Genomic DNA, 22,844 nt, shown 5'->3' on the forward strand with positions numbered 1-22,844 from the left:
GGTTGCCATCCTTTCAGCCGGTTCTCAAAGGTGATCGGCATCGATCACCGCCTGGGCGAAAGCTTGTGGTGCTTCTTGCGGCAAGTTGTGACCGACACCACCGCTGATCAACCGGTACTCATATTTGCCGGTGAAACGCTTGGCGTACGCCTCGGCAGGTGGATGCGGTGCGCCATTGGCGTCACCCTCCATGGTGATGGTTGGCACACTGATGGATGGAAAGGCCGCGAGTTTTTTCTCCAGCGCGTCGTATTTGGCCTCGCCCTTGACCAGTCCCAGGCGCCAGCGATAGTTGAAAATGGACACGGCAACGTGATCCGGATTCTGCAAAGCGGCGGCGCTTCGGTTGTAGGTCGCGTCGTCGAAATGCCACTGCGGCGAGGCCAGCTTCCAGATCAATTTGGCGAAGTCATGGGTGTTTTTCTCGTAGCCCAGACGGCCACGCTCTGTCGCGAAGTAGAACTGATACCACCACTGCAATTCGGCGGCGGGTGGCAACGGTGCCTTGCCGGCTTCCTGGCTGCCGATCAGGTAACCGCTCACCGCGACCAGCGCCTTGACCCGTTCAGGCCAGAGGGCCGCGACGATGTCAGCGGTGCGTGCGCCCCAGTCATAGCCGCCGAGAACGGCTTGCTTGATCTTCAGGGCATCCATGAAGTCAATCAGGTCGCTCGCCAATGCAGCGGGCTGACCATTGCGGATCGTTTTGGCGGAAAGAAAACGCGTGTCGCCATAACCGCGCGCATAGGGAATCAATACGCGATACCCCTTCTGCGCCAGCGCCGGCGCGACGTCGGTATAACTGTGAATGTCGTAAGGCCAGCCATGCAGCAGGATCACGACCGGGCCATCAGCCGGCCCCATTTCGGCATAAGCAACGTCCAGCAAACCCGCCTTGACATGCTTTAAGGGCCCGAAGGAAACGTTACTGCCGGCAGTGATTGGGGCGATGGTTCCGGCAGGTACTTCAGCCGCATACGCTGCCGAGGACGCCATGCTCAGCGCACCCGCTTGCAGCAAGGCAATCGCCAGAATGGATCGCGCGGACAGCGTGCGATGCCGTGAAACTGCAGTGTGATTCAACGCGACGGTTTTCATTATGGGTCTCCCAAGAGAACCGCGCTCGCGCGGCTCCCTGTGCTCAGATCAGAGTGATGGAAAGTTTCAATGGGTTGAGTTTTTCTGCGCACCGGTCCGCAGGGGCCGGAAGGCTTCGCGCAGTTCTTCGCTGAACAGTTGAGGCTGTTCCCACGCGGCGAAATGGCCGCCCTTGCTGACTTCTTTGTAATAGGACAGCGATGGGTAGGCGCGCTCTGCCCAGACTTTCGGCGCGCGGTAGATTTCATGGGGGAACACAGTGATCGCCACGGGCACCTTGATGTCGGCGGTCTTCTGCGCTGCTGCGCTGAAGTTATTGTTGTTGTTCTCCCAGTAGAAACGGGAGGACGACGCACCACTGTCGGTCAGCCAATAAAGACTGATGTCATCAAGCATTTCATCGCGGCTGAGGACGCGTTCGGGGTGACCGTCACTGTCGGTCCAGGCAGCGAACTTTTCATACATCCACGCAGCAGTGCCGGCGGGTGAATCAGCCAGCAGGTAGCCGATAGTCTGCGGACGAGTGACCATCATGGCGCCGTAGGCCGCGTTACGACCGAAGAACGTGCTGAGGGCGTTGTAGGCGGTACGCTCAGGCTCGGTCAGCCCGGCCGGTGCCGGATCACCACTGTTGATCGGTTTGACCAGTTCTGGCGGCACAGTGGCCGGCATGTTCAAGTGAATGCCCAGCAAACCGGGCGGTCCGAGGCGGCCCAAGGCATCGGAGATGACCGAGCCGTGGTCGCCCCCCTGCGAAACGTAATGGCTGTAACCGAGGCGTTTCATCAGTACATCCCAGGCTTTCGCCACACGGTCAGGGCCCCAACCAAGCTCAGTCGGCTTGCCGGAAAAACCATGGCCCGGAATCGACGGGATGACGACATCAAAAGAATCTTCCACCCGCCCGCCGTACGCCGTTGGATCAGTCAACGGACCGATGGTGCTGAGGAACTCAAACTGCGAGCCCGGCCAGCCGTGGGTCAGGATCAGCGGCATGGCATTGGGGTTGCGCGAGCGAACATGAATGAATTGAATGTCGACACCGTCGATGGTGGTGACGAATTCGGGCAATGCATTAAGTTTCGCCTCGGCTTTACGCCAGTCGTAGCCGTTGCCCCAGTACTTGACCAATTCCTGAACCTGCGCCAGTTGCACGCCTTGGGAGACGTCACCCACTGTTTCTTTGTCAGGCCAGCGGGTATCGGCGATGCGTTTTCGCAGGTCGGTCAATTGCGCTTCGTCGACATGAATTCGGTACGGACGAATGGCTTGCGACTGAGCCACAGTAGCAGTCGCACTCGGCTGTTCAGCAGCAGTGCTGGCCGCCCACGCACCGCAACTGGCCGCCAAGGTCGCAATACCGAGTACGCCTGCCTGGACGCGCCTGCGCCATGTAATAACGGGGGAAGCCACATGCATGATGAATCTCCTTTGGATGTCGGTGCCCTGCTGCCACGACCGGGTCGGGTTAACCTGGGGTGCCAGATCGCAGGTTTTGAGCGGCGTCATCTGTAACAGCGCAGTCGACGCACGCCGATCAAATCACCGGCAGGACTCAAGGGCGATTACACAATGGTGTTGGTCGATACCTTGGTATCAAGGCGAGTGCCGACTGGCTTGGCCTTTACATCGGCGAGTAAAAAAAGCTCGACGGCGCTAACGCGCGTTGCCAGCATGGGAGCCTTGTCGAAAACAAGAACGTCCAGGAAACACCGATGCGCGCAAAAACAATGTCCAGGGAGGCCGATACCAGTGCCATGTCCTCCTCGCAATGGCGGATCATCGGCCTTTGCATGCTGTTCAATGTGATTGACGGCATGGATGTGATGGCCATGGCGTTCACCGCCAGCAGCGTTGCGAAAGAATGGGCATTGTCGGGGTCGCAAATCGGCATGCTGCTGAGCGCCAGCCTGGTGGGCATGGCGCTCGGTTCCTTCCTCGCCGGGCCGTGGGCCGATCGTTACGGGCGGCGGCCGATATTGCTGACCGGGCTGGTACTCAGTGGCGCGACCATGCTGCTATCGTTCTGGAGCCCGGACCACGGCTGGCTAATGGTTTTGCGCTTCTTTACGGGGGGCGGTACCGGCCTGGTGCTAATAGCTGCCAATGTCCTGACTTACGAGCGGGCCAGTGTCAGCCGCCGACATCTTGCACTCGCCCTGCAATCGATGGCCTTCGCATTCGGTGCCAGTCTCGGCGGCCTGTCGGCCCACGCGCTGAATGCCAGCGCCGGCTGGCGGTATGTCTTTTTGCTGGGTGGGCTGATCACGTTGGCGACAGCCTTGACGGGCGCGATCTGGCTGAGTGAATCGCGCCAGTTTCTCCAGCTGGATCAACGATCGGTTCACGCGCCCACCGCAAGCTCGCTCTACGCAAAATATCGACAGTTGTTTGCCGCAGGCCAGTGGGCGCAAACCATAGCCCTTGCAATGGCTCTGCTGTTGCTGATGGCGTGCTTCTACTTTGTGATGAGCTGGACGCCAACCTTGATGACCCAAAACGGGTTTTCCGAAAAGCAGGGAGCTGTCAGTGGCGTGCTGCTTTGTCTCGGCGGTATGTCCGGGGCGCTCCTGATGGGGCTGGCAGCCAATCGTTTGGGCTGCCGGCGATTGCTGCTGAGTTTTCTGCTTTTCAATGGCGGCGTGATGATGGTGATCGTGCCGGTCGCAGGTGCGGCTGACCTAGCCATAGGTGCCTGCATCATCACGGGCCTGTTGCTCAATGGTGCTATCGCGGCGATCTTCATTCTGGCGCCCCAGGCATTCGAGACAACCATTCGTACGACCGGCGTTGGTGTGGTCCTTGCCACGGGGCGCATCGGCGCAATTATCTCGCCGTTTATTGCCGGTGTTCTTTTGGATGCGCGATGGACCGCGCAAGATCTGTTCATGTTTTTCGCAAGCAGCCAGGTTCTGGCCGCCCTGCTGATCTGGCGTGGCTACAAAGGTCCGAAGACGTGCAGCACGCAGTGATCTAATGCTCAAGTATTTACCAGTTCATCGTGGTAGCTCCGGACAAAATTGATAAGCGAGACGATGCCAGTTACGGGTTGATTATCAGCTTGCCGGACGTTTGGCGCGACTCGATATCACGATGCGCCTGCTCGGCTTGCGCCAACGAATAACGCCGCCCGATCACGACTTTCAACTTGCCCGCTGTCACCCAGTCGAACAACGCGCGGGATTGCTCCAGCAAGGCTTCACGGCTGCGCACAAAATGCATGACCGACGGATAAGTCAGTTTGATGCTGCGCGGCAGGGAAAAAATATCGATAGGCGCAATCGGGTCCATGAACGGGCCATACAGCGCCAGCGTGCCGAAGTAATCGAGCAGGCTTACCGAGTCGGCGAATCCTTCTGCACCGGTGCCGTCGTATACCACATTGACCCGCCGGCCTTCTGTCAGGCGCAGAACCTGACTGGCGACCTGGCTTGCACGGCCGATCACGACATAGTCGGCCCCGGCAGCAATGACCGCGTCGACCTTGTCGGCCTGCGAAACGCGCCCGATCACCTTGCCACCGCGCAATTTGATCATTTGAGTGAGCATCTGCCCTACTCCGCCAGCGGCGGCATGCACGAAGGCTATGTCACCCGGACCTATGGCATGCACGCGGTGAACCAGGTTGCTGGCCGTCAAGCCCTGCATCATCAGAGTCGCGGCCGTGTCAAAGTCAATGGCGTCGGACAGAGGCACCAGTTGACTGACCGGCGCCAGCACTTGCTGCGCATAACTGCCAGGTACGTAGTGCCAAGCCACACGATCGCCGGGCTGGACTTCGCTCACGCCCGGCCCGACGGCCGTGACGATGCCTGCGCCCTCCACACCGGGGGTGAGTGGCAACGACAACGCTGCGCCCAGTCCCCGGCGGGTGCCGGTGTCCATGAAATTGATGCCCGCTGCCTTAACCGTGACGAGCGCGTGACCAGGGCCTGGCGCTGCCAACTGAATGTCCTCCAGTGACATGACCCCAGGTTCTCCAAACGCATGCATTACCACCGCTTTCATAATTTCCGAGCCTGCTCCGTGGACGCTCTGCCCTGCCGAGTGCAATGGCAGGAAAACACACGTCACGTTGAATTCATTCAATCGTCGAGTGACGTTGAAACCGTTGCCTATGCTGGTCGGGGGGTGTATCTGCGGTGTTTCGCGAAGCGTGGCGTTTGCATGTTGATGTAACCACAGTCGCCACCAATACACTGGCATACAGAGTGACGTTCGAATTTTGCGCAGGGTCTGTACGTTGCTTTCAAAGATGCAACGTGGTGGCTATTCGCTTTCAGCGACACCAAAGTATGATGGGCGAGCGCCGGCCAAAGGCGCATCTTTGTTCAATGGCGACAGCACTATGAGAAACGGTATGGCAACTGACCTCAAGCGCGTCATCGACGCGCTGCCGGGTGTGGTTTTGACCGCACGGCCGGATGGCTTTGTCGATTACGTCAACCGGCAGTGGCAGGACTATACCGGACGCAATCAACACGATTCGCTAGCGAACCACTGGCAGTTGGCGATTCATCCAGACGATCGCGCCGAACTGCTCGAGCGTTTGCGTATGGCTGCAGGCATGGACGCGTCTCAGCAGGTCGCCGCCCGCCTCTTGTGCAACGACGGTACCTATCGCCAGTTTGCCTGGCGTTTCTCAAGGCTGGAGGCGACCGCCGACGATCCGGACAAGTGGTGCGCGCTGGGCACTCAAACCCAATCCCGCGAGCCGGTCGGAACAGGCGATGTGGAAAAACCCTTTGACGTCGACCTGATCATCGACAGCATCCCGGCGATGGTCGCATTTATGAAGCCGACGGGTGAGTTGGAACAAGTCAATCGCCAGATTCAGGACTACATTGGTTGCCCCCTTGATGTCCTGAAGAACTGGGCTGCCAGCGATACCGTGCATCCCGAAGATCTACCATCAGTTATCGCGGCCTGGACGCACTCAGTCACGACCGGCGAACCCTATATGATCGAGCACCGGATTCGCCGCTCAGACGGCGTTTACCATTGGTTTCATGTTCGTGGTCTGCCATTGCGCGACACTCAGGGGAACATTACCCGCTGGTGCGTGTTGCAGGTCGATATCGATGAGCGCCGGCGCGACAAGGCACTGATTGCAGAAGCCCTTGCAGAAGTCAGCGCCTCAGAGGATCGCCTGCGCAATATCATCGATGCCGTGCCCGGGTTTGTATGGAGCGCTTCGCCTGAAGGAAGCGTGAGCTTCGTCAATCAACGCTGGTGCGATTACACCGGCATAACGCTCAGCGAAGCTTGCGGTAACGGCTGGACGGCCTCAATCCATCCCGACGAAGCGGAACAGCTGGAGGTCTACTGGCGAGGACTTTTGCAATCGGGTCATTCCGGTGAACACGAAGCTCGCCTGCGACGCTTCGATGGAACTTACCGCTGGTTCCTGATCAGGGCTGTGCCACAACGGGATGAAGCTGGCCGAGTGCTGCGATGGTATGGCGAGAACACTGACATCGAAGACCGCAAACGGGCCGAGATGTTGCTCGATGGCGAGAAACGCCTGCTTGGCTTGATGGCTGGAGGCTCGTCGCTGCCGGTGATCCTGCAAACACTTTGCGAACTGGTGGAAGTCTTTCTCGAGCGGAGTGTTGCCAGTGTTGTGCTGGTCGATCTGAAGCGCTCCGAAGGTGCACAGGAGCATGCGTTGCGAATGCATCAGGGCGCGCCGACAAACATGCCGGCCGGCTTGTTGCCGGGGGCGGACGACAAGCCGCTTCGCGCCGAGCGCTGCCCTATTGTCATGGCGGCCTCCTTCAACACGACGATCATCTCCAACAACCTGTCGCACGAATCACGCTGGAATGGCTGGTGCACGACGGCCCGCTCCCACGATTTCCGGGGACTCTGTTCAATGCCGATCACCTCTAACAGCGGAGCGATCACGGGCGTTCTTTCGGTATTGCACCGGGAAGCCGAACCGCTTTCACCGGAGCAGCAGAATCTGATCGCGCAGTTCACTCACCTTGCCAGTATCGCCATTGATCGTGTGCGCGCCGAAGCTGCGCTCAAGCAGAGTGAGGCCTTTCTTGCCAAAGCCCAACGCCTGAGCGCCACAGGTACGTTTTCCTGGCGAGTCAGCACCGACGAGATCACCTGGTCCGATGAGGTCTACCGTATCCTCGAACTAGATTCGGCAACCACACCTGGCTTCGACGCCATCTACCGGCGCATTCACCCGGACGACATATCGAGCCATCGGGAAATGATCAGACGGCAACGCCGCAAGGGCCGTGACTTCGAGCACGAGCATCGACTGCTGATGCCCGATGGAACGGTTAAATATGTGCGTTTGGTTGCGCACTCGATCAAGGATCCTGAAGAAGGCCTGGAATATATCGCCGCGCTACAGGACATCACTCAGTGCCGACAGGCCGAGGAAGTCCTGAGCAAGGCCCGCTCCGAACTGACGCACCTGGCAAGGGTGGCAAGCCTCGGAGCGGTTACCGCCTCGATTGCCCACGAGGTCAATCAACCTCTCGCCGGGATTATCACCAACGCCAGTACCTGTCTGCGCATGCTCGGGGCCGATCCGCCGAATGTCGATGGCGCCCGGGAAACCGCGCGACGCACTATTCGCGACGGCAATCGAGCCGCCGATGTGATCAACAGATTGCGGGCGTTGTTCTCGAAAAAAAGCATTACGATCGAAAACGTCGACCTCAACGACGCGACCCGGGAAGTCATCGCCTTGCTGCTGGGTGAACTGCAACGTAGCCGTGTCGTGCTTCATCCACAATTCGCCGATGCATTGCCGCTGGTCAAGGGTGACAGGGTTCAACTCCAGCAGGTCATTCTCAACCTGATCATGAACGCCGCGGAGGCGATGAACACCACCACCGGTCGCTCCCGGCAGATGGTTGTCAGCACCGGTCTGACGGAGGATCAAAGCGTTTTCCTTGCGGTCAAGGACAGCGGAATCGGTGTTGATCCTCAGGACATGGAACGTATTTTCAACGCTTTTTACACCACGAAAAGTGCCGGAATGGGGGTGGGCCTGTCCATTAGCCGCTCCATTATAGAACGCCACGCTGGCAAGCTTTGGGCTCGCGCCAACGACGGACCGGGGGCAACCTTCCTCTTTACCATCCCGCTTCGGTCTGCTTCCCTCGCAGGAACAATGGAATCCATCGTCAAGCCGGACGCTAATGACATCTCCGACCATGCTATGGAGGGTAATTGATGGGCATTCCTCTGCTCGTTTCAGTCGTCGACGACGATGAGTCGGTTCGTGAATCGTTGCCAGACCTGATCAAGGAGTTCGGCTTCGCAGTCCAGGCGTTCGCTTCGGCCCAGGAATACCTGTCATCCGATTATCCCGATCTCACACGCTGCCTCATTCTGGACGTGGCTATGCCGGGCATGTCTGGGCCGGATCTACTGAAAGAATTGTTGCGTCGCGGGTACCGTATACCGGTCATTTTCATCACCGCTCTTGAAGATGCCAGCGAGCAATCACAACTTCGCCACGGTGACGTCGTGGAGTGTCTGATCAAACCTTTCAGCGAGGCGCAACTGCTCAAGGCATTGAGCGCCGCGCTTCCGTTTGATTGAACCAGGCCGAATAACCAAGGAGCTGTCTCTTGAACCCGAAAAACGCCTTTGCCCCTGGATACGGAGCATCACCGATGCACCATGACACGCCCGTCGTATTTGTCGTAGATGACGATGTCTCCGTGCGTGAATCGCTGGAGCTGTTGATTCGCTTCGCGGGATGGCAGCCGCGACTTTTCGAGTCAGCTCAGGACTTTCTCAATGCGCCTCGGCCGCTCGTGCCCAGCTGCCTGGTGCTGGACATCAATCTACCGGACCTCAATGGCCTCGATCTGCAAACAACGATCGCCGGCGACAGGCGCAAAATCCCCATCATATTCATCACCGGCTATGGTGATATCCCGTTAACGGTTCGGGCATTGAAAGCCGGGGCGGTGGAGTTCCTTACCAAACCTTTCAGCGATGATGTGTTGTTAAAGGCCATGGCCGATGCGCTAGAAATTAGCCAGGCTACACTTGAGGGCGAAAAAAACCTGCGCACCTTGTTGGAGGCCTACCAAACCCTGACGCCTCGCGAACAAGAGATAATGGCATCGGTGGTCAGCGGACGATTAAACAAAATCATCGCAGCCGACCTCAACATCAGCGAAATCACGGTCAAGGCTCATCGAGGCAAAGTCATGCGCAAAATGAAAGCCCGCTCGCTTGCCGAATTGGTAAAGATGGCCGCACTGATTACCCCCGTTAATTGACGTTGCCGACACGTAGCGATCGTTTCGCTCCGGACAGCGTAATCACGACGGGGGCGAGTCGCCCAAAGTTTTCTCCCAAAGTGCTTCCAGTCGGCGCACATCCAGTGTGTCGAAGCCTTCCGTTACCCGCTCACGGCACTCCCTGAGCAATTCCCGCGCTTGCAGGCGATTGCCCCGTTCCAGCCATGACTTGGCCAAGTCCATTGATGCCCTTAACTCCCAAGCCCAAGCACCCTGCTCCCGACTTAACACACGCGCTTGCTCGAGCACGGCCGACGCCTGGAGCTCGTCATCGCCGTCCATGACCCTGATAAGGCCCGACTTGATTCGCAGCAATTCCGGCAGCGCAAAAGCGTCACCGCTGGCGCGGCAATGGCTGATCGTACCGTCCACCAATATCCGGGCTTTTTCATATTGATGACTCAGAATCAAACCTTCGGCCAGCGCGATTTCGAATGAGGTCGTGAGCAGTTCGTAACGCATGCCGTGCAGCTGCTTCAGGCTTTCTTCGAGCACCGCGACGGAATTGTCGGGCTGCTCGGCGCGGATGGCAATCGCCGCATGCAGGCCATGTGCTGCGGCAATGTAAGGGCCAAGTGCATTGGATTCGGCGACCTTGGCGAAGCGCTCAAGACTCGCCGCAGCCTTCTGCAAATCTCCGGTCCAGATGTAAATGCAAAGAATCCAGACCATCGCAATGCAGTAAGTGACCGAATGCTGCAGAGCAGAGGCCTCGGCCTCTATCTGTTCGGCCCAGTGTCGGGCCTGGTCAGGAAAGCCCTGCAGCCAGAGGGTTCGAGCCAATGCCAATCCGGTGCGATTACGATGGTCAAAACCGTAGTAGATCGTGCCACTGCGTTTTGAAGGCAAGCTGTTACGTAATGAGCTTTCCAGTTGCTGTCGAGCAAGTGGCTGGTTGCCAAGCAGGTGGTGGGAAATACCGGCAAGCGAAGCGGCAATGGCAATCGCTTCAGGCTTGTTCAAAATGTTGCCGACCTCGCTGGCTTGCTCAGCCCATGCCAGAGAAGAAGCGAAATCTCCGATGCGCTCATAGAAAATCTGTAGTCGTCCGAGCAACCGGAGTTGCGACCAGTAATCTGACAACGCAATGGCGATGTCGAGTGCCCTGAGTAGCGCCTTCTCTGCCGCCTCGCTGTTGCCACGGGTGAACATCAGTACCAAGCCGAGCGCGGCTTGCAACTCCATTTCGGTAGGGGTGCCGAAGTACCCCAGTTCCAGCAACTCAGCCGCCCTGGTGCACCAGGTCCGGCACTCGACCAATAACGAAAAGTGCAAAAACAGCGGTGCGCTGGCCGCTGCCAGTGGTAGCGCGAGCCCTGGATCACCCTGCGGCCCGAAGCTCCACTCCAGCGAACTCCTGACGTTGCCCAACTGACTGGCAAGGCGCTCCGAATTGTCGAAAATCTCATTGGGCGAGGTGCCTACGCGTCCTAGCAGATCCATATAGAAAGCTGCATGCCTGAATGCCAAAGCGTTGACCTCGACATCACCTCGAGTGGCCAGCTTTTCCCGAGTGTAAGCGCGTGTCATCTCCAGCAGGCGGTAGGTCCACCTTAAGTCGCTGTGATCGATGGTGACCAGACCTTTACAGACCAACTCATCGAGTATCGCCGCTGCCGCGGCAGTGTCGATCTGGGTGTCGGCGATGACTTGGGACGCCGCTTCTTGCGAAAACGGTCCGACGAAAACCGAAAGCCGCTCCAGCGCCAGCCCCTGGAGCGGCGACAGCAGGTCGTAGCTCCAATCGAGCATCGCGCGCAGCGTTTGATGCCGTGGCAAAGCCGTCCTGCGTCCTGACCAGCCCAGTGAAAAACGCTCGCCCAGCAATGCGTGCGTGGATTTCATTCCATGGCTTGCAACGCGCATTGCCGCCAGTTCGATCGGCAGTGCCATACCCTCCAGACGTTGGCACATGTCGGCAATCAATTGCGCATCATCATCGTCCAGCACCAGTGCTGTGTTACCCGATGATGCACGCTCGACAAACAGTCTGATCGCTGAAAAACCCAGCAACTCATCGATAGAAAGGTGCTGAGGTTCGCGTGGAAATTCGAGAGGGTTTAGCCAGTGAACGTATTCGCCACGGGCTCGCAGTGGTTCGCGACTGGTCGCCAAAACCCCGACATTCGGGGCCGCATCACTGATTCGCTCAACGATCGCTGAAACCGCATCGATCAAATGTTCGCAGTTGTCGAGTACCAGCAACACTCTCTGCGTGCGCAAATGCGCGAGCAGTACATAAAGGGAGTCTTCGGCCTGAACCGGTATCTCTAGAGATCTGGCCAGCGCCGAAAGCACTAGCGATTGATCTTCGACCTGAGCTAGATCGACGAAACGGGCAGTCTGGTAACCCTGTGCGCAAATGCGGTGCGCCACCTCGATGGCAAGGCTGGTTTTACCAACGCCCCCGGGGCCGACGATGGTAAACAGTTTGGGCTGTAGCATGTGATCGACAACTAATTGCAGATCGATCTCGCGTCCGAACAGCTTCGCACGCGGAGGTAAATGACATGAGTTGTTTACTGGGTCGCTGCCGCTGTTTTCTGCAGCGATAAGTGCTTGTTGGCTCCCGGCAAGTTGTACTTCCAGCGGAGCCACAAATGCATATCCCACACCTACCTGCGTGGCGATGTATCGCGCATGCGCGTCACCATCACCGAGAATACGCCGCAGGGTTGTCATGTGAAAACGCAGACTGCCCTCCTCGACAATAATATCGGGCCATACCTGCTTGATCAGTTCGCTCTTGGTCAGCACCCTGCCCGGTCGTACCAGTAAGGCGATTAATAAATCCAGTGCTCGCCCCCCGATTTCAACTGGAGCTCCATTTTTTTCAAGCAACCTTTTCGCGGGCACGACGCAGAACGGGCCGAAAATATAGTGGGTGGCGTTTAATTCGTGCGATTCGTCTGGAAAGGACTCCACGAGGATCGTTCTCTCAAAGTAGGGCGTTCACCGGTTGGAAGCCGTTCGTGTAGGCCTCGAATTCATAGGTATATTGCACCATCTTTCAAATCAGATCATTGCAACAAACGCTTGATATTCCGCGTTCGCCGAATAAGCGAGTGCCATGGTGACGAAAGTGAGCGTAGAAGCCTGTAGATTCAATTTTGGCACCGTACAATAAAGATACCCAGATGTCCTGCTGACCGTAGGCTGTGGGACGATTTCAGTCGTTCGTGACAGGCAGAAACCGGCCAAAAGCGGACAGTCACCAATCAGCAATTGGCCCCGGTGAGCTGGGGGGCATAATAAATTTGACCTTAAATACCGTAGGTGTAAGGTGTAGCCTTACACATTACAAATTGACGGTGCGCTCAATGAGTAATCAGCTGATACCATCCCACCCCGGCGTCTACGTTCGTGAGAATATCCTCAAACCAAGAAGCTTAACCGTGACTGACGCGGCGAAGCTGATTGGTATCAGTCGTCCCGGCTTGTCGAATTTTCTTAATGGGAAGGTTTCGGCAACGGCAGACATGGCTTCCCGCTTGGAGCGTGCTTTCGGCGTGTCAGCCAAAACGATTCTTGATTTGCAAACCGCGTTTGAGGCGAGGGCAGGGATGGCATCGGATGCCGCTGAAAAGGTCCGTGCGTACGTACCTCCATTTTTGAGCGTGCAAGCTAATCAACTTTCGAATTGGTTTACCACCACCATTCAGGCACGTACTAAATTTTCAGTTCTGTTGCGCACGTTGATCCATTCCACAGCACGTGATCTGGAAAAAGTTGATTTTCCCGGCAACGACGATGCTGAGCGTCCAGGGTGGGATGGTCTTCTAGAGGCTAATGTCGGTACACCATGGGTACCCGTCGGTGTGTCTGGATGGGAGTTCGGGGTAACAGAAGACATTAAAGGAAAGGCGAACGAGGACTTTGCCAAAAGCGTACGGGCAAACGTGAAGAATCGAGAGAGTATTACTTTTGTCTTTGTTACTCCTCGCCGATGGCCGAGCAAAGCAGCTTGGATCGCTACAATGAAGGCGAAAGATCTATGGAAGGATGTCCGCGCCTATGACTCTAGCGATCTCGAGCAGTGGATAGAGCAGTCTCCAGCCGCGCAGGTTTGGTTTGCGAACCAGGTGGAGCTCCCCTTTGAAGGCGCCAGAACTCTTGAACGATGCTGGACCGATTGGGCGAACGTTGCGGAGCCGCCTCTTCATCCCCTTCTCTTCGCTACAGCCAAGGATGTTTGGTATGGCCGGATCAAATCCTTCTTTGAGAAGGATAGCTTTAGTCCGCTGGTTATCGCAGCAGACTCAGTCGAAGAGGCACTTGCTTTCCTAAGTCAAGTACTTGCTACTCCTGAACTCCAGTGTTTCCAAGACCGCGTGCTCGTCTTTGACCGGCCTGGAGTTCTACCAAAGCTAGCCCAAGGCGCTACCGATTTCATTGCTGTCGCTCACACGCGTGATGTGGAACGAGAGTTTGGTCCATTCACCGCTTCGCTTCGAACAATAGTGATCTATCCCCGTAATGCCATTAATGGCAAGCCTGATATTGTTTTAGAGCCGCTTGGGCACGAGGCGTTCACGAAGGCGCTGGAAGCGATGGCTAAAACCCGAGACCAAATTAGGCAATTAACGAACGCCTCTGGTCGTTCTTTGACCGTGCTTAGGCGCCAGCTCTGTGACAATCAAGCAGTCCGCGCCCCCGTTTGGGCTTCTGATCACGAAACTTCATCCGGACTGATACCGCTTGTACTGATTGGTGCTTGGGATACGTTGAACGAGGCTGATCGAACCGCCCTATCTCGCATGGCGGGAGAAATTAAGTTCGAGGTGCTTGAAAAGCGCGTTGTTGAACTGTTGCGGCTTAATGATTCACCGGTTTGGTCCATAGGAGGGTATCGCGGGGTTGTTTCAAAAATCGACTCTCTGTTCGCAATCTCCGGTTCGATCACAGAAAGTGATCTAGAACGGTTTCTGCACGTAGCGAAGTTGGTTTTGGAAGAAGATGATCCGGCGCTCGACCTGCCTGAAGAAGATCGTTGGGCTGCTGCCGCTCAGGGGAAGCGTCGTGAGTTCTCAGGGGCTGTGCGTGAAGGTATTTCTGAATCTCTAGTTTTACTTGCCGTGCATGGCAAAAATCTTTTCGGAAGTCGTCTCGGTTTCAACGGCGAGTATGAAGCGGCGAAGTTAGTGCGCGACCTCCTTGAGCCTATCAATACTAGGAAACTGGAAGCGAACGATCGAGATCTGCCACTTTATGCAGAGGCTGCTCCGGATGAGTTTTTGAGCATCATTGACCGCGATTTACGTACCTTGAACTCCCAAGTGATAGGTTTGTTGAGACCCGTTAACTCCGGATTTTTTGGTTCAGCGTGTCCACGGACTGGATTGCTGTGGGCGCTCGAGGGGCTGGCTTGGAATCCGTCCACATTTCCTCGGGTGATTAAGATCCTTGGTCGACTAGCCGAGGTTGAAATTAAGGATAATTGGTCGAATAAACCGATCAGTTCCCTAAGTTCTATCTTTCGCGCTTGGATGCCTCAAACAGCAGCGGATAATGAAATGCGCCTTAAGGCAGTCCGCATGCTTTTGGATAAACATCCCGCAATAGGCTGGAAAGTTTGCCTGCAGCAGTTTGGCGATTTTGGTGACCGCGTCGGCCACTATAACCATAAGCCAAAATGGCGCCAGGATGGCTATGGCCATGGTGAGCCTTTTAAAACTTTGGAACAAATTCACGCGTTTGTTAGAGAGACGGTAGCGTTGGCACTTTGCCGGACGTCCTACACTGCCGAAATGTTGTGTGATTTGGTCTCTAGATTGCGCTCACTCGCGAGCGACGATCAGGGGCGGGTTTGGGAGATTATCGAAGAATGGCACGACAACGGCGCCACCGATGAGGACATTGCGAAAGTCCGAGAAAAAATCCGTATCACCGTCCTTTCTCGCCGAGGTCAAAATAAGATTGAGAAGAAGGGTCAAGTAAATTTTACAGAAAGAGCTAAAGCCGTCTATACCGCCATGCAGCCCCAAGACATCGTCAACAAGCATGAGTGGTTGTTTCGGCAGGGATGGGTGCACGAATCAGCGGATGAGCTAGAGGACGAAGGGATGGATTTTCAGGCTCGCGAGCGACGTATCGAAAAGCTTCGCTTCGAAGCCCTGGCAGACATCGTGCGAGAAAAAGGTCTCCTTGGCATTTTTTCACTTTCTAAAAATGGTAACTCTCAGCGACAAATAGGCTCTCTATTAGTGTCCGGAATACTCCACGACGAACAAGTCGAAGAGATGATCCTTCAGTGCCTACGTTCTACTTCGGAAGACTCGGGTCGGGATGGCATACTTTCCGGAGCGCTATGGAGTTTGGGGGGCGATCAAGTGAAGGCGATCTATACCGACCTGCAAGAAAAAATCACAACGGATGAAGCGCTCTCTATCTTGCTTCTCTCGCCGTATCGCGCTTCGACTTGGGGACTTGTTGAAGAACTTCCGGCAGACGTACGCGCTCGTTATTGGGATGAGGTGACCCCACAATACATTTTCGATTCAGTCGAAGATAACAACGAAAGCGTTCGCCGCTTGATAGCCGCTGGGCGCCCTATAGCAGCCTTTGCTTCAATTCATTTTAAGCTTGAAGATATACGCCCCAATCTTCTTGTTCACATGCTTTCTGCCATGGCTTACGGAGGACATGATAAGCCGGGTGAGTTCCAGCTAAGCGATTACGATCTTCAGCGTGCGTTTGAATTACTCAATAACAACGCGGATGTATCAGCGGAGGAAAAAGCTGGGCTTGAGTTTGCTTACCTCGATGTTCTAGCGCGCTCCTTCCGGGGAGGCGAAGGGCATCAGATTCCAAACTTAGAACGCTACATCGAGGAACATCCCGAAATGTTCGTACAAGCGGTAGTTTGGGCGTACAAGCGTAAAGATCGCGGGGAGGATCCACCAGAATTTCGAGTTGACGGAGACCGTGAGCATCTAGCGACACGCGGATATAGGCTCCTTGATGCTTTGGAACGCATCCCGGGTCAGGACAAGGCAACTGTAGAGGAGCAAGGTCAAAAGCTCTTGGATTGGATATCAGCAGTCAGATCATCTTGCGCTGATTTAGATCGAGGAGATATCGCTGACGTTTGTATTGGCAAGCTTCTCTCTCACGCCTCTTCCGGTAAGGATGGCATTTGGCCGAATGAAGTTGTTCGCGATGTCATGGAGGACTTGCAGTCTGAGGATGTCGCCAGTGGTGCGCATACGGGGCTTTACAATGCGCGTGGGGCTCATTGGCGTGGTGAAGGCGGCAATCAGGAGCGGGAGCTTGCGGATAAATATCGCAATTGGGCCGACGCTTTGCAGTTTACCCATCCCTTCCTATCGTCATCCCTTCTGACGGGAATGGTCAAAACGTATGAGCGAGAGGCAGAACGCCAGGATACGGAGGAGGGAATTCGACGTCGGTTAAGGCATTAAGAAAGCAAAGAATCTTTTCTGATTACCCTGTTGTGCGGGGCGTTTGGGCAGGTGCTGAATAAAGAACGCGTTTCTGGGGCGACAGTTTTTGCTACTGCCCGAAGCTGTTTGCTCAATGTCTGCTTCTGGCCGAAATCTGCCTGATCAGGCGTTGACCAGCTCCATGATGTGAGTGGCATGGACATCTTCTATTCGCATGAAACCGCAGCGCAGGTAAAACGCGTCGCCTCCAGAAGTATCGGTGGAAAGACGCATCTTCTGAAAGTGAAGAGCAGCCTGTGCAACCAACGCGTTTACCAGCGCCTGACCGACGTGTTGATTCCTCGCCGCAGGTGCCACGTAAACTCGCCGTAGCCTTGCGGTATCGGGGTTATTATAGGGGTCAACTGATAGTCCTCCGATTCCTATGACTTGCTGGTTCGAATACGCTGCCATGAGACATTCACCGGGCGCATTGAAGCGATTAGTTCCAGAGTGCCACTCCGAAATCAGGCGCGTAAGAAACCTGAAACCTTCTGCAACTGCCGCTTTCTCCAAGGTAAGAACTTCCGCCGGCAGGTGCGTAATCTGTTGAATCTGGATTAGTTTCATTCATTGTCCCTGATTCAGTGTGAATCCTTTTGGCTGATCGAGGATGCATCGGACGCATGCTATGAGCGATGCAAGTGGCTGCTACCAACCCAAGGCGATCATTCGGCGAATCTTTTGACCTACGCCAAAAGGAGCTGAATGCAGTCAGCTCCTCTGACGCAGAACTTGCATGAGCTGCTCAACGACGATGGCTTCGACGAAGCCTTCACTGGGCCCCACCTCAAAAGCAGCACAACAAGCCGATGCGTCGCCGTCGCAGAGACGGTAGACAGCAATGACACTGCTCGGTCCGCAGCCGGTGTGCCCGCATAGCGAATACCCGCCGTCAATCGACCCTTGCATGACGCCAAGGCCATAGCCCGGCGTGATCCAAGGGCGACCGGGAATCGGGCCGCCCAATGTTCGTGCTCTCTGCATTTCCTGAAGCAAGTCCGTCGTGAGTAGGTCTGCACAAAAGAGTCGATCCAGAAATAACGCTGCTTGCGAAATGTCGCCGATCAACAAGCCGTGGTAAACCCAGGCGGGATCATAATTTGAGGCAATTCCAAGGTGGGTCGTTTGTAAGTCTCCTCGCGTTTTTGCAAAGCGAACGCTCGATAATCCCAGGGGAGAAAGTGTCCGTTGAATTACCGCTTCATCAAGCTTCAGATCAGTCAGCCGTTCAATTAGCCTGCCGACAAGCAGGTAGCCGACATTCGAGTAACGCCAACCGTTTCCGGGACTGTATCGGAGTCGAGCACCGTCAAGGCGTTGCATCATTTCATCGGCCGGCCAGGCTGGTTCACTGTTTTTAACGGCGGAGTGATACTCCGCAAGTTCTCCGTAGTCAGCCAGACCGGCCTCATGCCGCAGTAACTGGCGTAGCGTAAAAGACTGATCAAGAACGGGGTCGTCCAATCCGACCAGCCCGTCACGCACCAACGATAGGGCCGTAGCAGCCAAGACTGTTTTCGTGAAACTCCACCAAGGGACCATCGATTCTGAGCGATCAGCCGCTTGCAGCTGACCATTTGAAACGAGTGAACTGAGCATTGGCTTCCTTGGAGTCTTCAGCGGATCGGCAGCTTGACAAGATACCTCAATCATTCCTCTTCGCGGAGGCGAAGGTCAGCCGTTGCACTGTTCTGAACGACTGCTCTTGGCCGATTCTGTTGAAAAAGTCGGTTCGCCCAAATGGCCTGAATATTGGCCGGTGAAAACGCCTTTTTTACACGCTGCTACGTGATATCTGAGCCTGGAAGCCTCTGCCCAAAGTGAAGATTTCAATCTCAGGCGCTTACTTTTCTGCTGTGGCAACCATGGCCGACTTTTTCAACAGAATCGGCCAAAAGCGGACTTTTTAGATAATTTGCTCAGGTATCACTGCCCTTCAGAAGCGGTGAATTTTAATCTGGATTCCCTCATCTGCATCCGGAGCACGAAAGTAGCTCGTGATCAAATCGAACTCAGCGTCGCTTGTTGCAAACTCATGCTCTGCGCGGCCATTGCGCTGATGTAGCCGGCCCCGACAGGTCTCATCATCCACTTCGATGTAATGGAAACAGTGGGGAATTTCGGCTGCGTCAGCCAGACCGCATAACCATTGCCGATCCTCTGGAGTGTTGGCCGGGAAATCCAAAATCACAGCCACGCCTGCCTTCAGCACATCGGTGACAAGCGGGCCCACCAGTGCCCGAATCTGACGTGCAAGCCGCACGTAATCGGCCACTGAATGGATCTGGTCAGGATAAAGCCTTGAGAGCCAATTATCCTCACTCATCAGAATAGCCGACCGTTCAGATGCCAAGGACTTGGCCAGCGTCGATTTGCCGGATGCAATCTTGCCTGACATCAAATGAAGCATTGGTTGAGTCATGGGGGACGTCTCCTTGTCGAGTACTGATGATGCTCATTGAAAAGCGTCGAAGCAACCGCAGATCGTCCACTGTCAGCTTTGGGACGATTCTGTTGAAAAAGTAGCTCCCCTGTTTGACCTGCGGCAAAATTGCTTCATTGGCCGGCGGGGGATCACAGAGCATGATGGGACAGTTATCGAGTGGGCAGGATCGGCTGTTTTACTCGTTCAACCTTGAAGATCACATCCCAGCCAATCATCTTCTGCGCAGCATTGATCGGTGTCTCGATCTGAGCGACCTGCGCCATTACCTCGCCGATTTCTATAGCCCGATTGGGCGTCCGTCGATTGATCCTGAGCTGATAATCCGCATGCTGATCGTGGGCTATTGCTACGGCATTCGCTCAGAGCGGCGGCTGTGCGAAGAGGCCCATTTGAACCTGGCGTATCGCTGGTTCTGCCGGTTAAGCCTTGAAGATGAAGTCCCCAACCACTCGACATTTTCCAAAAATAGACACGGCCGTTTTCGGGACAGCGATCCTGTTTCGCTGGTTGTTCAATGAAGTGCTGCGTCGTTGCATGGACGCAGGCTTGGTCAAAGGTGGCGAGCCTTCAAGAACGAGCGTTCGCACGCCACCAAAGCCAACACCATCATCTTCCGATCCAGGCAGAGCGACTGCGTTGCCTGTCCGATGAAAGCCAAGTGCTGCCCGAACACTGCGTTCCGCAAGATCGCCCGCAGCGTCCATGAAGCCGCGCGCGATGTGGCTCGGCGAATCGCAACGACACCTGCGTACGTGCGCTCTCGCCACGAACGTAAGAAGGTCGAAATGTTGTTTGCCCACCTCAAGCGCATCCTGAAATTGGATCGCTTGCGACTACGTGGCATGAGTGGCGCGACGGATGAATTCACGCTGGCCGCTGCGGTGCAGAACCTAAGACGGCTGGCTAAATTTACATCTCAAGGGCCACCTGCCACGGGATAGGTGCGCCCGCACTCAGCAAAAAACCTCAAATTAACCCACTAACTGAGCAGCAACGGTCAACGAAGGGCCGAGAAACCACTCAATGTGGTGAGTTGGTTCTTAGGCGATGGTAGTGCCTGAGTTCAGGCGAGCGGTAAATCCGACTTTTTCAACAGAATCGGCCGAAAGCGGCCGCCTGAGAATAGCCGGTTTAGGCCGATTGATGACAGTCTCAACGATTCCTAGCACAACCGTAATCGCATGATTGCATCTGTTATCGCTTTTGCGTTTGCATCCAGTGCCCCCAAAGCAGCGACGGCGTTATCAGCAACAATGTCTGCGTCATTCCCTGAAATCCAATGAGTGATCTCTTCGATAGCCGCACCGAGCGCATGCTGGTTGTGCAGCAGCAGCGTCAGCGCATCGGCAGTGGCGATATTGGAATCCGAGTTACTTGGCATTTGTATCGTCCTTGAATGATAGGCCTGGAAGGCTAATTCGTGTTTACCAGAACAGATTAGCCCAAGCATTTTCGCTGGCTTTAGCGAAAGTGCGTTTAGTTGTTTGTAGTTGATACCGGTTTTTTTCGGGCTCTTGGCTTACGCCTGGTCTCGGGAATCTGACGAAACTGAGTCAACTGCTGTTCCAGAGTTTCAGCCCGGGCTAGCTGCGCCGCGGCATGCTGCTGTGCTTGGCTCAGTTCGCTCTGGGCCAACTCCAGCTTTCGTTGCAGGTCGTCATGCTTTCGGCTGGCGGCCTTTAACTGGTTTACTGCGGCTTTCCCCTCCTCCCGGGCGCGATCAATCTCGCGATGGGCGCGATCCTCAACCCCACGCAGATAACTGTCCTGAGCTGTTCGCTCCTGTTCATGCTTCTGTCGTAACGCCTGGAGATCCTGCTGAAGTGCCTGGTTTTGCTGTTGGGTATCATGCCGCTCGCGCAACAACACGTCACGCTGCTGCTGCAGCTCCTCAATCTGCGTCTGCCGCTGTACCAGCAGCAGATCCAGGTCAGCTAACCGCGATTCGGCCGCCTGACGCTCGGTCACGGCCTCTATGATCTGTTGGCGCCCCTTTGCTACATCCTGACGCACTTGATCTTCGACCGTCGCCAGTCGTTCACGCTCGGCCTCCAATACTTCGCGCTGCTGAGCCAAAGCTTGTTCGGCCACACCTTGCGCTAAGTGAATCGCTTGCTGCCATACGGCAACGAAGGCTTGCGACACCTCACTAGGTAACGCTGGCAGTCGCGTTTCTCCATTCAGGCGTTCGGCCAAACGCGCCCACCAAACATCCAGCAACCCGCCGACTCGCGCCGGACTACCTCGACCCAATTCCATGCGCACTCGTTCCACCGTCGGCCGCTCACCACGGGCCAGCACCGTATCCGCCGCGGTAAACACCTCGTGTTCCGGTACTCCTACTGCCATGGCTGATCTCCGGGTATATTAGGTCTGATAATAAAATGTTATCCGACCTAAGGCACATAGGAAAATACGGTGGACGTATTAAATAAAACGGCTCAGCCGATTTCAGCCAAAAAAACGCGTTTAGACCCCACGGTGCTGGCGCATAGCACCCAGGCCGCCGCGGAGGCTTTTATTGCCGCCGGTACCGCCGAGAACACGCTGCGCAGTTACCGCAGCGCCTTGAATTATTGGCAAGCCTGGCTGCAGCTTCGCTACGACAGGGTGTTCGGCGATGACGCCATCCCCGTGCCGGTCGTTGTGCAGTTCATCGTTGACCATCTGGCGCGCCCCGCCGCTGACGGGACCTGGCACCATCTGCTGCCCATCGAGTCCGACCTGGCCCTGTGCAAGGCTGGGGTTAAAGGCAAACCCGGACCACTGGCCTTCAGCACCGTCAGCCATCGCTTGGCCGTCCTGGGCAAGTGGCACAAACTCCAGCAATGGGACAACCCCTGCGCCGCACCCGCGGTCGCCGCGTTGCTCAGGGAGGCAGGCAAGGCTCAGGTTCGTCAAGGCATTCGCGTCCGTAAGAAAACCGCCCTTACTCGCGAACCCCTGCAGGCGCTGCTGGCGACTTGCAGCGATGGGCTACGCGGCCTTCGTGACAAAGCCCTGCTGTTACTTGCATGGAGTGGCGGCGGGCGTCGAAGGTCTGAAGTGGTGACCTTAAGAATAGAAGACTTGCGCCGCCTGGATGAAGAAACCTGGCTGTATGCGCTCGGCGCGACCAAAACCGAGACCAGCGGTCAGGTCCGCGAAAAACCGTTGCGTGGCGCCGCGGCACGTGCCCTGGATACCTGGCTCAAGGCTGCGCCCTGCTCTACCGGGCCGATTTTCCGCCGGATACGCAAGTATGGCCAGATAACCGAGACCGCCCTGTCGGGGGATGCGGTGGCCCGGATGATCAAGCGCCGGGCGAAGCTGGCCGGTCTAGAGGGCGATTGGGCGGCGCACAGCTTGCGCTCTGGTTTCGTCACCGAAGCCGGTCGCCAAGGTGTCCCGTTAGGTGAAGTGATGGCAATGACCGAACACCGCAGCGTTAACACCGTCATGGGCTATTTCCAGGCCGGCGCCTTGCTGTCCAGCCGGGCCACCCGACTGCTGGAGGACGACGATCAGGAGGTGTCCCCCGGCCCCGAGTAACCCGACATCCTTTGCCTACAGGCGAAGGCGGCAACC

General features: G+C 56.1%; 15 protein-coding genes and 1 pseudogene. 7 read left to right on the top strand and 9 right to left on the bottom strand.

Annotation, left to right across the window (positions count from 1 at the left end; genetic code table 11):
- Positions 1 to 24 precede the first annotated feature (24 nt).
- Positions 25 to 1,098: an alpha/beta fold hydrolase gene (locus tag AACY18_RS02845; protein WP_339464150.1), complete on the bottom strand. Its 1,074-nt coding sequence runs from the start codon at positions 1,096 to 1,098 to the stop codon at positions 25 to 27.
- 66 nt (positions 1,099 to 1,164) lie between these two features.
- Positions 1,165 to 2,517 carry an epoxide hydrolase family protein gene (locus AACY18_RS02850; protein WP_339464152.1) on the bottom strand — a complete coding sequence of 451 codons (1,353 nt, stop codon included), beginning with the start codon at positions 2,515 to 2,517 and terminating at the stop codon, positions 1,165 to 1,167.
- Positions 2,518 to 2,813: 296 nt separating this feature from the next.
- On the opposite strand from AACY18_RS02850, the gene AACY18_RS02855 reads away from it, so the two are divergent.
- A complete protein-coding gene (locus AACY18_RS02855; RefSeq protein ID WP_339464153.1) occupies positions 2,814 to 4,070 on the top strand; it encodes an MFS transporter in 1,257 nt (418 codons plus the stop codon).
- A 70-nt stretch (positions 4,071 to 4,140) separates the two neighbouring features.
- Here the strand turns inward: AACY18_RS02855 and AACY18_RS02860 are convergent, their stop codons facing one another.
- The gene (locus AACY18_RS02860; protein WP_339464155.1) at positions 4,141 to 5,064 is read right to left on the bottom strand and encodes a quinone oxidoreductase family protein; all 924 of its coding nucleotides are present in this window, start codon (positions 5,062 to 5,064) and stop codon (positions 4,141 to 4,143) included.
- 394 nt (positions 5,065 to 5,458) lie between these two features.
- Here AACY18_RS02860 and AACY18_RS02865 point away from each other — a divergent pair, with 394 nt between their 5' ends.
- From AACY18_RS02865 to AACY18_RS02875, 3 genes are all read left to right on the top strand, one after another.
- Positions 5,459 to 8,302: a PAS domain-containing protein gene (locus AACY18_RS02865; RefSeq protein ID WP_339464156.1), complete on the top strand. Its 2,844-nt coding sequence runs from the start codon at positions 5,459 to 5,461 to the stop codon at positions 8,300 to 8,302.
- Positions 8,302 to 8,673, top strand: a complete 372-nt coding sequence (locus AACY18_RS02870) for a response regulator transcription factor (RefSeq protein ID WP_016983090.1) — start codon at positions 8,302 to 8,304, stop codon at positions 8,671 to 8,673. Before AACY18_RS02865 ends, AACY18_RS02870 begins: the two co-directional genes overlap by 1 nt.
- Before the next feature lie 74 nt (positions 8,674 to 8,747).
- Positions 8,748 to 9,365: a response regulator transcription factor gene (locus tag AACY18_RS02875; RefSeq protein ID WP_339464307.1), complete on the top strand. Its 618-nt coding sequence runs from the start codon at positions 8,748 to 8,750 to the stop codon at positions 9,363 to 9,365.
- 42 nt (positions 9,366 to 9,407) lie between these two features.
- Here the strand turns inward: AACY18_RS02875 and AACY18_RS02880 are convergent, their stop codons facing one another.
- Positions 9,408 to 12,311, bottom strand: a complete 2,904-nt coding sequence (locus tag AACY18_RS02880) for an ATP-binding protein (protein WP_339464158.1) — start codon at positions 12,309 to 12,311, stop codon at positions 9,408 to 9,410.
- A 395-nt stretch (positions 12,312 to 12,706) separates the two neighbouring features.
- Here AACY18_RS02880 and AACY18_RS02885 point away from each other — a divergent pair, with 395 nt between their 5' ends.
- Complete coding sequence (locus tag AACY18_RS02885; RefSeq protein ID WP_339464159.1) at positions 12,707 to 16,807, top strand: HigA family addiction module antitoxin; 4,101 nt, start codon at positions 12,707 to 12,709, stop codon at positions 16,805 to 16,807.
- 144 nt (positions 16,808 to 16,951) lie between these two features.
- On the opposite strand, the gene AACY18_RS02890 is transcribed toward AACY18_RS02885, so the two are convergent.
- The 3 genes from AACY18_RS02890 to AACY18_RS02900 all read right to left on the bottom strand — a co-directional run bounded on the left by AACY18_RS02890 (position 16,952) and on the right by AACY18_RS02900 (position 19,253).
- Positions 16,952 to 17,398, bottom strand: a complete 447-nt coding sequence (locus AACY18_RS02890; protein WP_339464160.1) for a GNAT family N-acetyltransferase — start codon at positions 17,396 to 17,398, stop codon at positions 16,952 to 16,954.
- A 144-nt stretch (positions 17,399 to 17,542) separates the two neighbouring features.
- A complete protein-coding gene (locus tag AACY18_RS02895; RefSeq protein ID WP_339464162.1) occupies positions 17,543 to 18,430 on the bottom strand; it encodes a serine hydrolase domain-containing protein in 888 nt (295 codons plus the stop codon).
- A gap of 337 nt (positions 18,431 to 18,767) precedes the next feature.
- Positions 18,768 to 19,253, bottom strand: coding sequence for an AAA family ATPase (locus AACY18_RS02900; protein WP_339464164.1), 486 nt, complete (start codon positions 19,251 to 19,253; stop codon positions 18,768 to 18,770).
- A 161-nt stretch (positions 19,254 to 19,414) separates the two neighbouring features.
- Here AACY18_RS02900 and AACY18_RS02905 point away from each other — a divergent pair.
- Positions 19,415 to 20,218, top strand: a pseudogene (locus tag AACY18_RS02905) (transposase).
- A 221-nt stretch (positions 20,219 to 20,439) separates the two neighbouring features.
- On the opposite strand, the gene AACY18_RS02910 reads toward AACY18_RS02905, so the two are convergent.
- Both AACY18_RS02910 and AACY18_RS02915 read right to left on the bottom strand, forming a co-directional pair.
- A complete protein-coding gene (locus AACY18_RS02910; RefSeq protein WP_016983078.1) occupies positions 20,440 to 20,658 on the bottom strand; it encodes a hypothetical protein in 219 nt (72 codons plus the stop codon).
- 95 nt (positions 20,659 to 20,753) lie between these two features.
- Entirely contained in the window at positions 20,754 to 21,626 is an 873-nt protein-coding gene (locus tag AACY18_RS02915; protein WP_123419649.1) for a DNA-binding protein, read from the bottom strand.
- Positions 21,627 to 21,695: 69 nt separating this feature from the next.
- On the opposite strand from AACY18_RS02915, the gene AACY18_RS02920 reads away from it, so the two are divergent.
- Entirely contained in the window at positions 21,696 to 22,808 is a 1,113-nt protein-coding gene (locus AACY18_RS02920; RefSeq protein WP_339464167.1) for a site-specific integrase, read from the top strand.
- Positions 22,809 to 22,844: the final 36 nt, after the last annotated feature.

Origin of the sequence: Pseudomonas sp. EA_65y_Pfl2_P74 (assembly GCF_963970575.1) — a bacterium.
Taxonomy (GTDB): Bacteria; Pseudomonadota; Gammaproteobacteria; order Pseudomonadales; family Pseudomonadaceae; genus Aquipseudomonas; species Aquipseudomonas baetica_A.

Coding starts and splice junctions, on each gene's coding strand:
- AACY18_RS02845 (WP_339464150.1), bottom strand. CDS start 1,098: ATGAAAACCGTCGCGTTGAATCACACTGCAGTTTCACGGCATCGCACG.
- AACY18_RS02850 (WP_339464152.1), bottom strand. CDS start 2,517: ATGCATGTGGCTTCCCCCGTTATTACATGGCGCAGGCGCGTCCAGGCA.
- AACY18_RS02855 (WP_339464153.1), top strand. CDS start 2,814: ATGCGCGCAAAAACAATGTCCAGGGAGGCCGATACCAGTGCCATGTCC.
- AACY18_RS02860 (WP_339464155.1), bottom strand. CDS start 5,064: ATGTCACTGGAGGACATTCAGTTGGCAGCGCCAGGCCCTGGTCACGCG.
- AACY18_RS02865 (WP_339464156.1), top strand. CDS start 5,459: ATGGCAACTGACCTCAAGCGCGTCATCGACGCGCTGCCGGGTGTGGTT.
- AACY18_RS02870 (WP_016983090.1), top strand. CDS start 8,302: ATGGGCATTCCTCTGCTCGTTTCAGTCGTCGACGACGATGAGTCGGTT.
- AACY18_RS02875 (WP_339464307.1), top strand. CDS start 8,748: ATGCACCATGACACGCCCGTCGTATTTGTCGTAGATGACGATGTCTCC.
- AACY18_RS02885 (WP_339464159.1), top strand. CDS start 12,707: ATGAGTAATCAGCTGATACCATCCCACCCCGGCGTCTACGTTCGTGAG.
- AACY18_RS02890 (WP_339464160.1), bottom strand. CDS start 17,398: ATGAAACTAATCCAGATTCAACAGATTACGCACCTGCCGGCGGAAGTT.
- AACY18_RS02895 (WP_339464162.1), bottom strand. CDS start 18,430: ATGCTCAGTTCACTCGTTTCAAATGGTCAGCTGCAAGCGGCTGATCGC.
- AACY18_RS02900 (WP_339464164.1), bottom strand. CDS start 19,253: ATGACTCAACCAATGCTTCATTTGATGTCAGGCAAGATTGCATCCGGC.
- AACY18_RS02910 (WP_016983078.1), bottom strand. CDS start 20,658: ATGCCAAGTAACTCGGATTCCAATATCGCCACTGCCGATGCGCTGACG.
- AACY18_RS02915 (WP_123419649.1), bottom strand. CDS start 21,626: ATGGCAGTAGGAGTACCGGAACACGAGGTGTTTACCGCGGCGGATACG.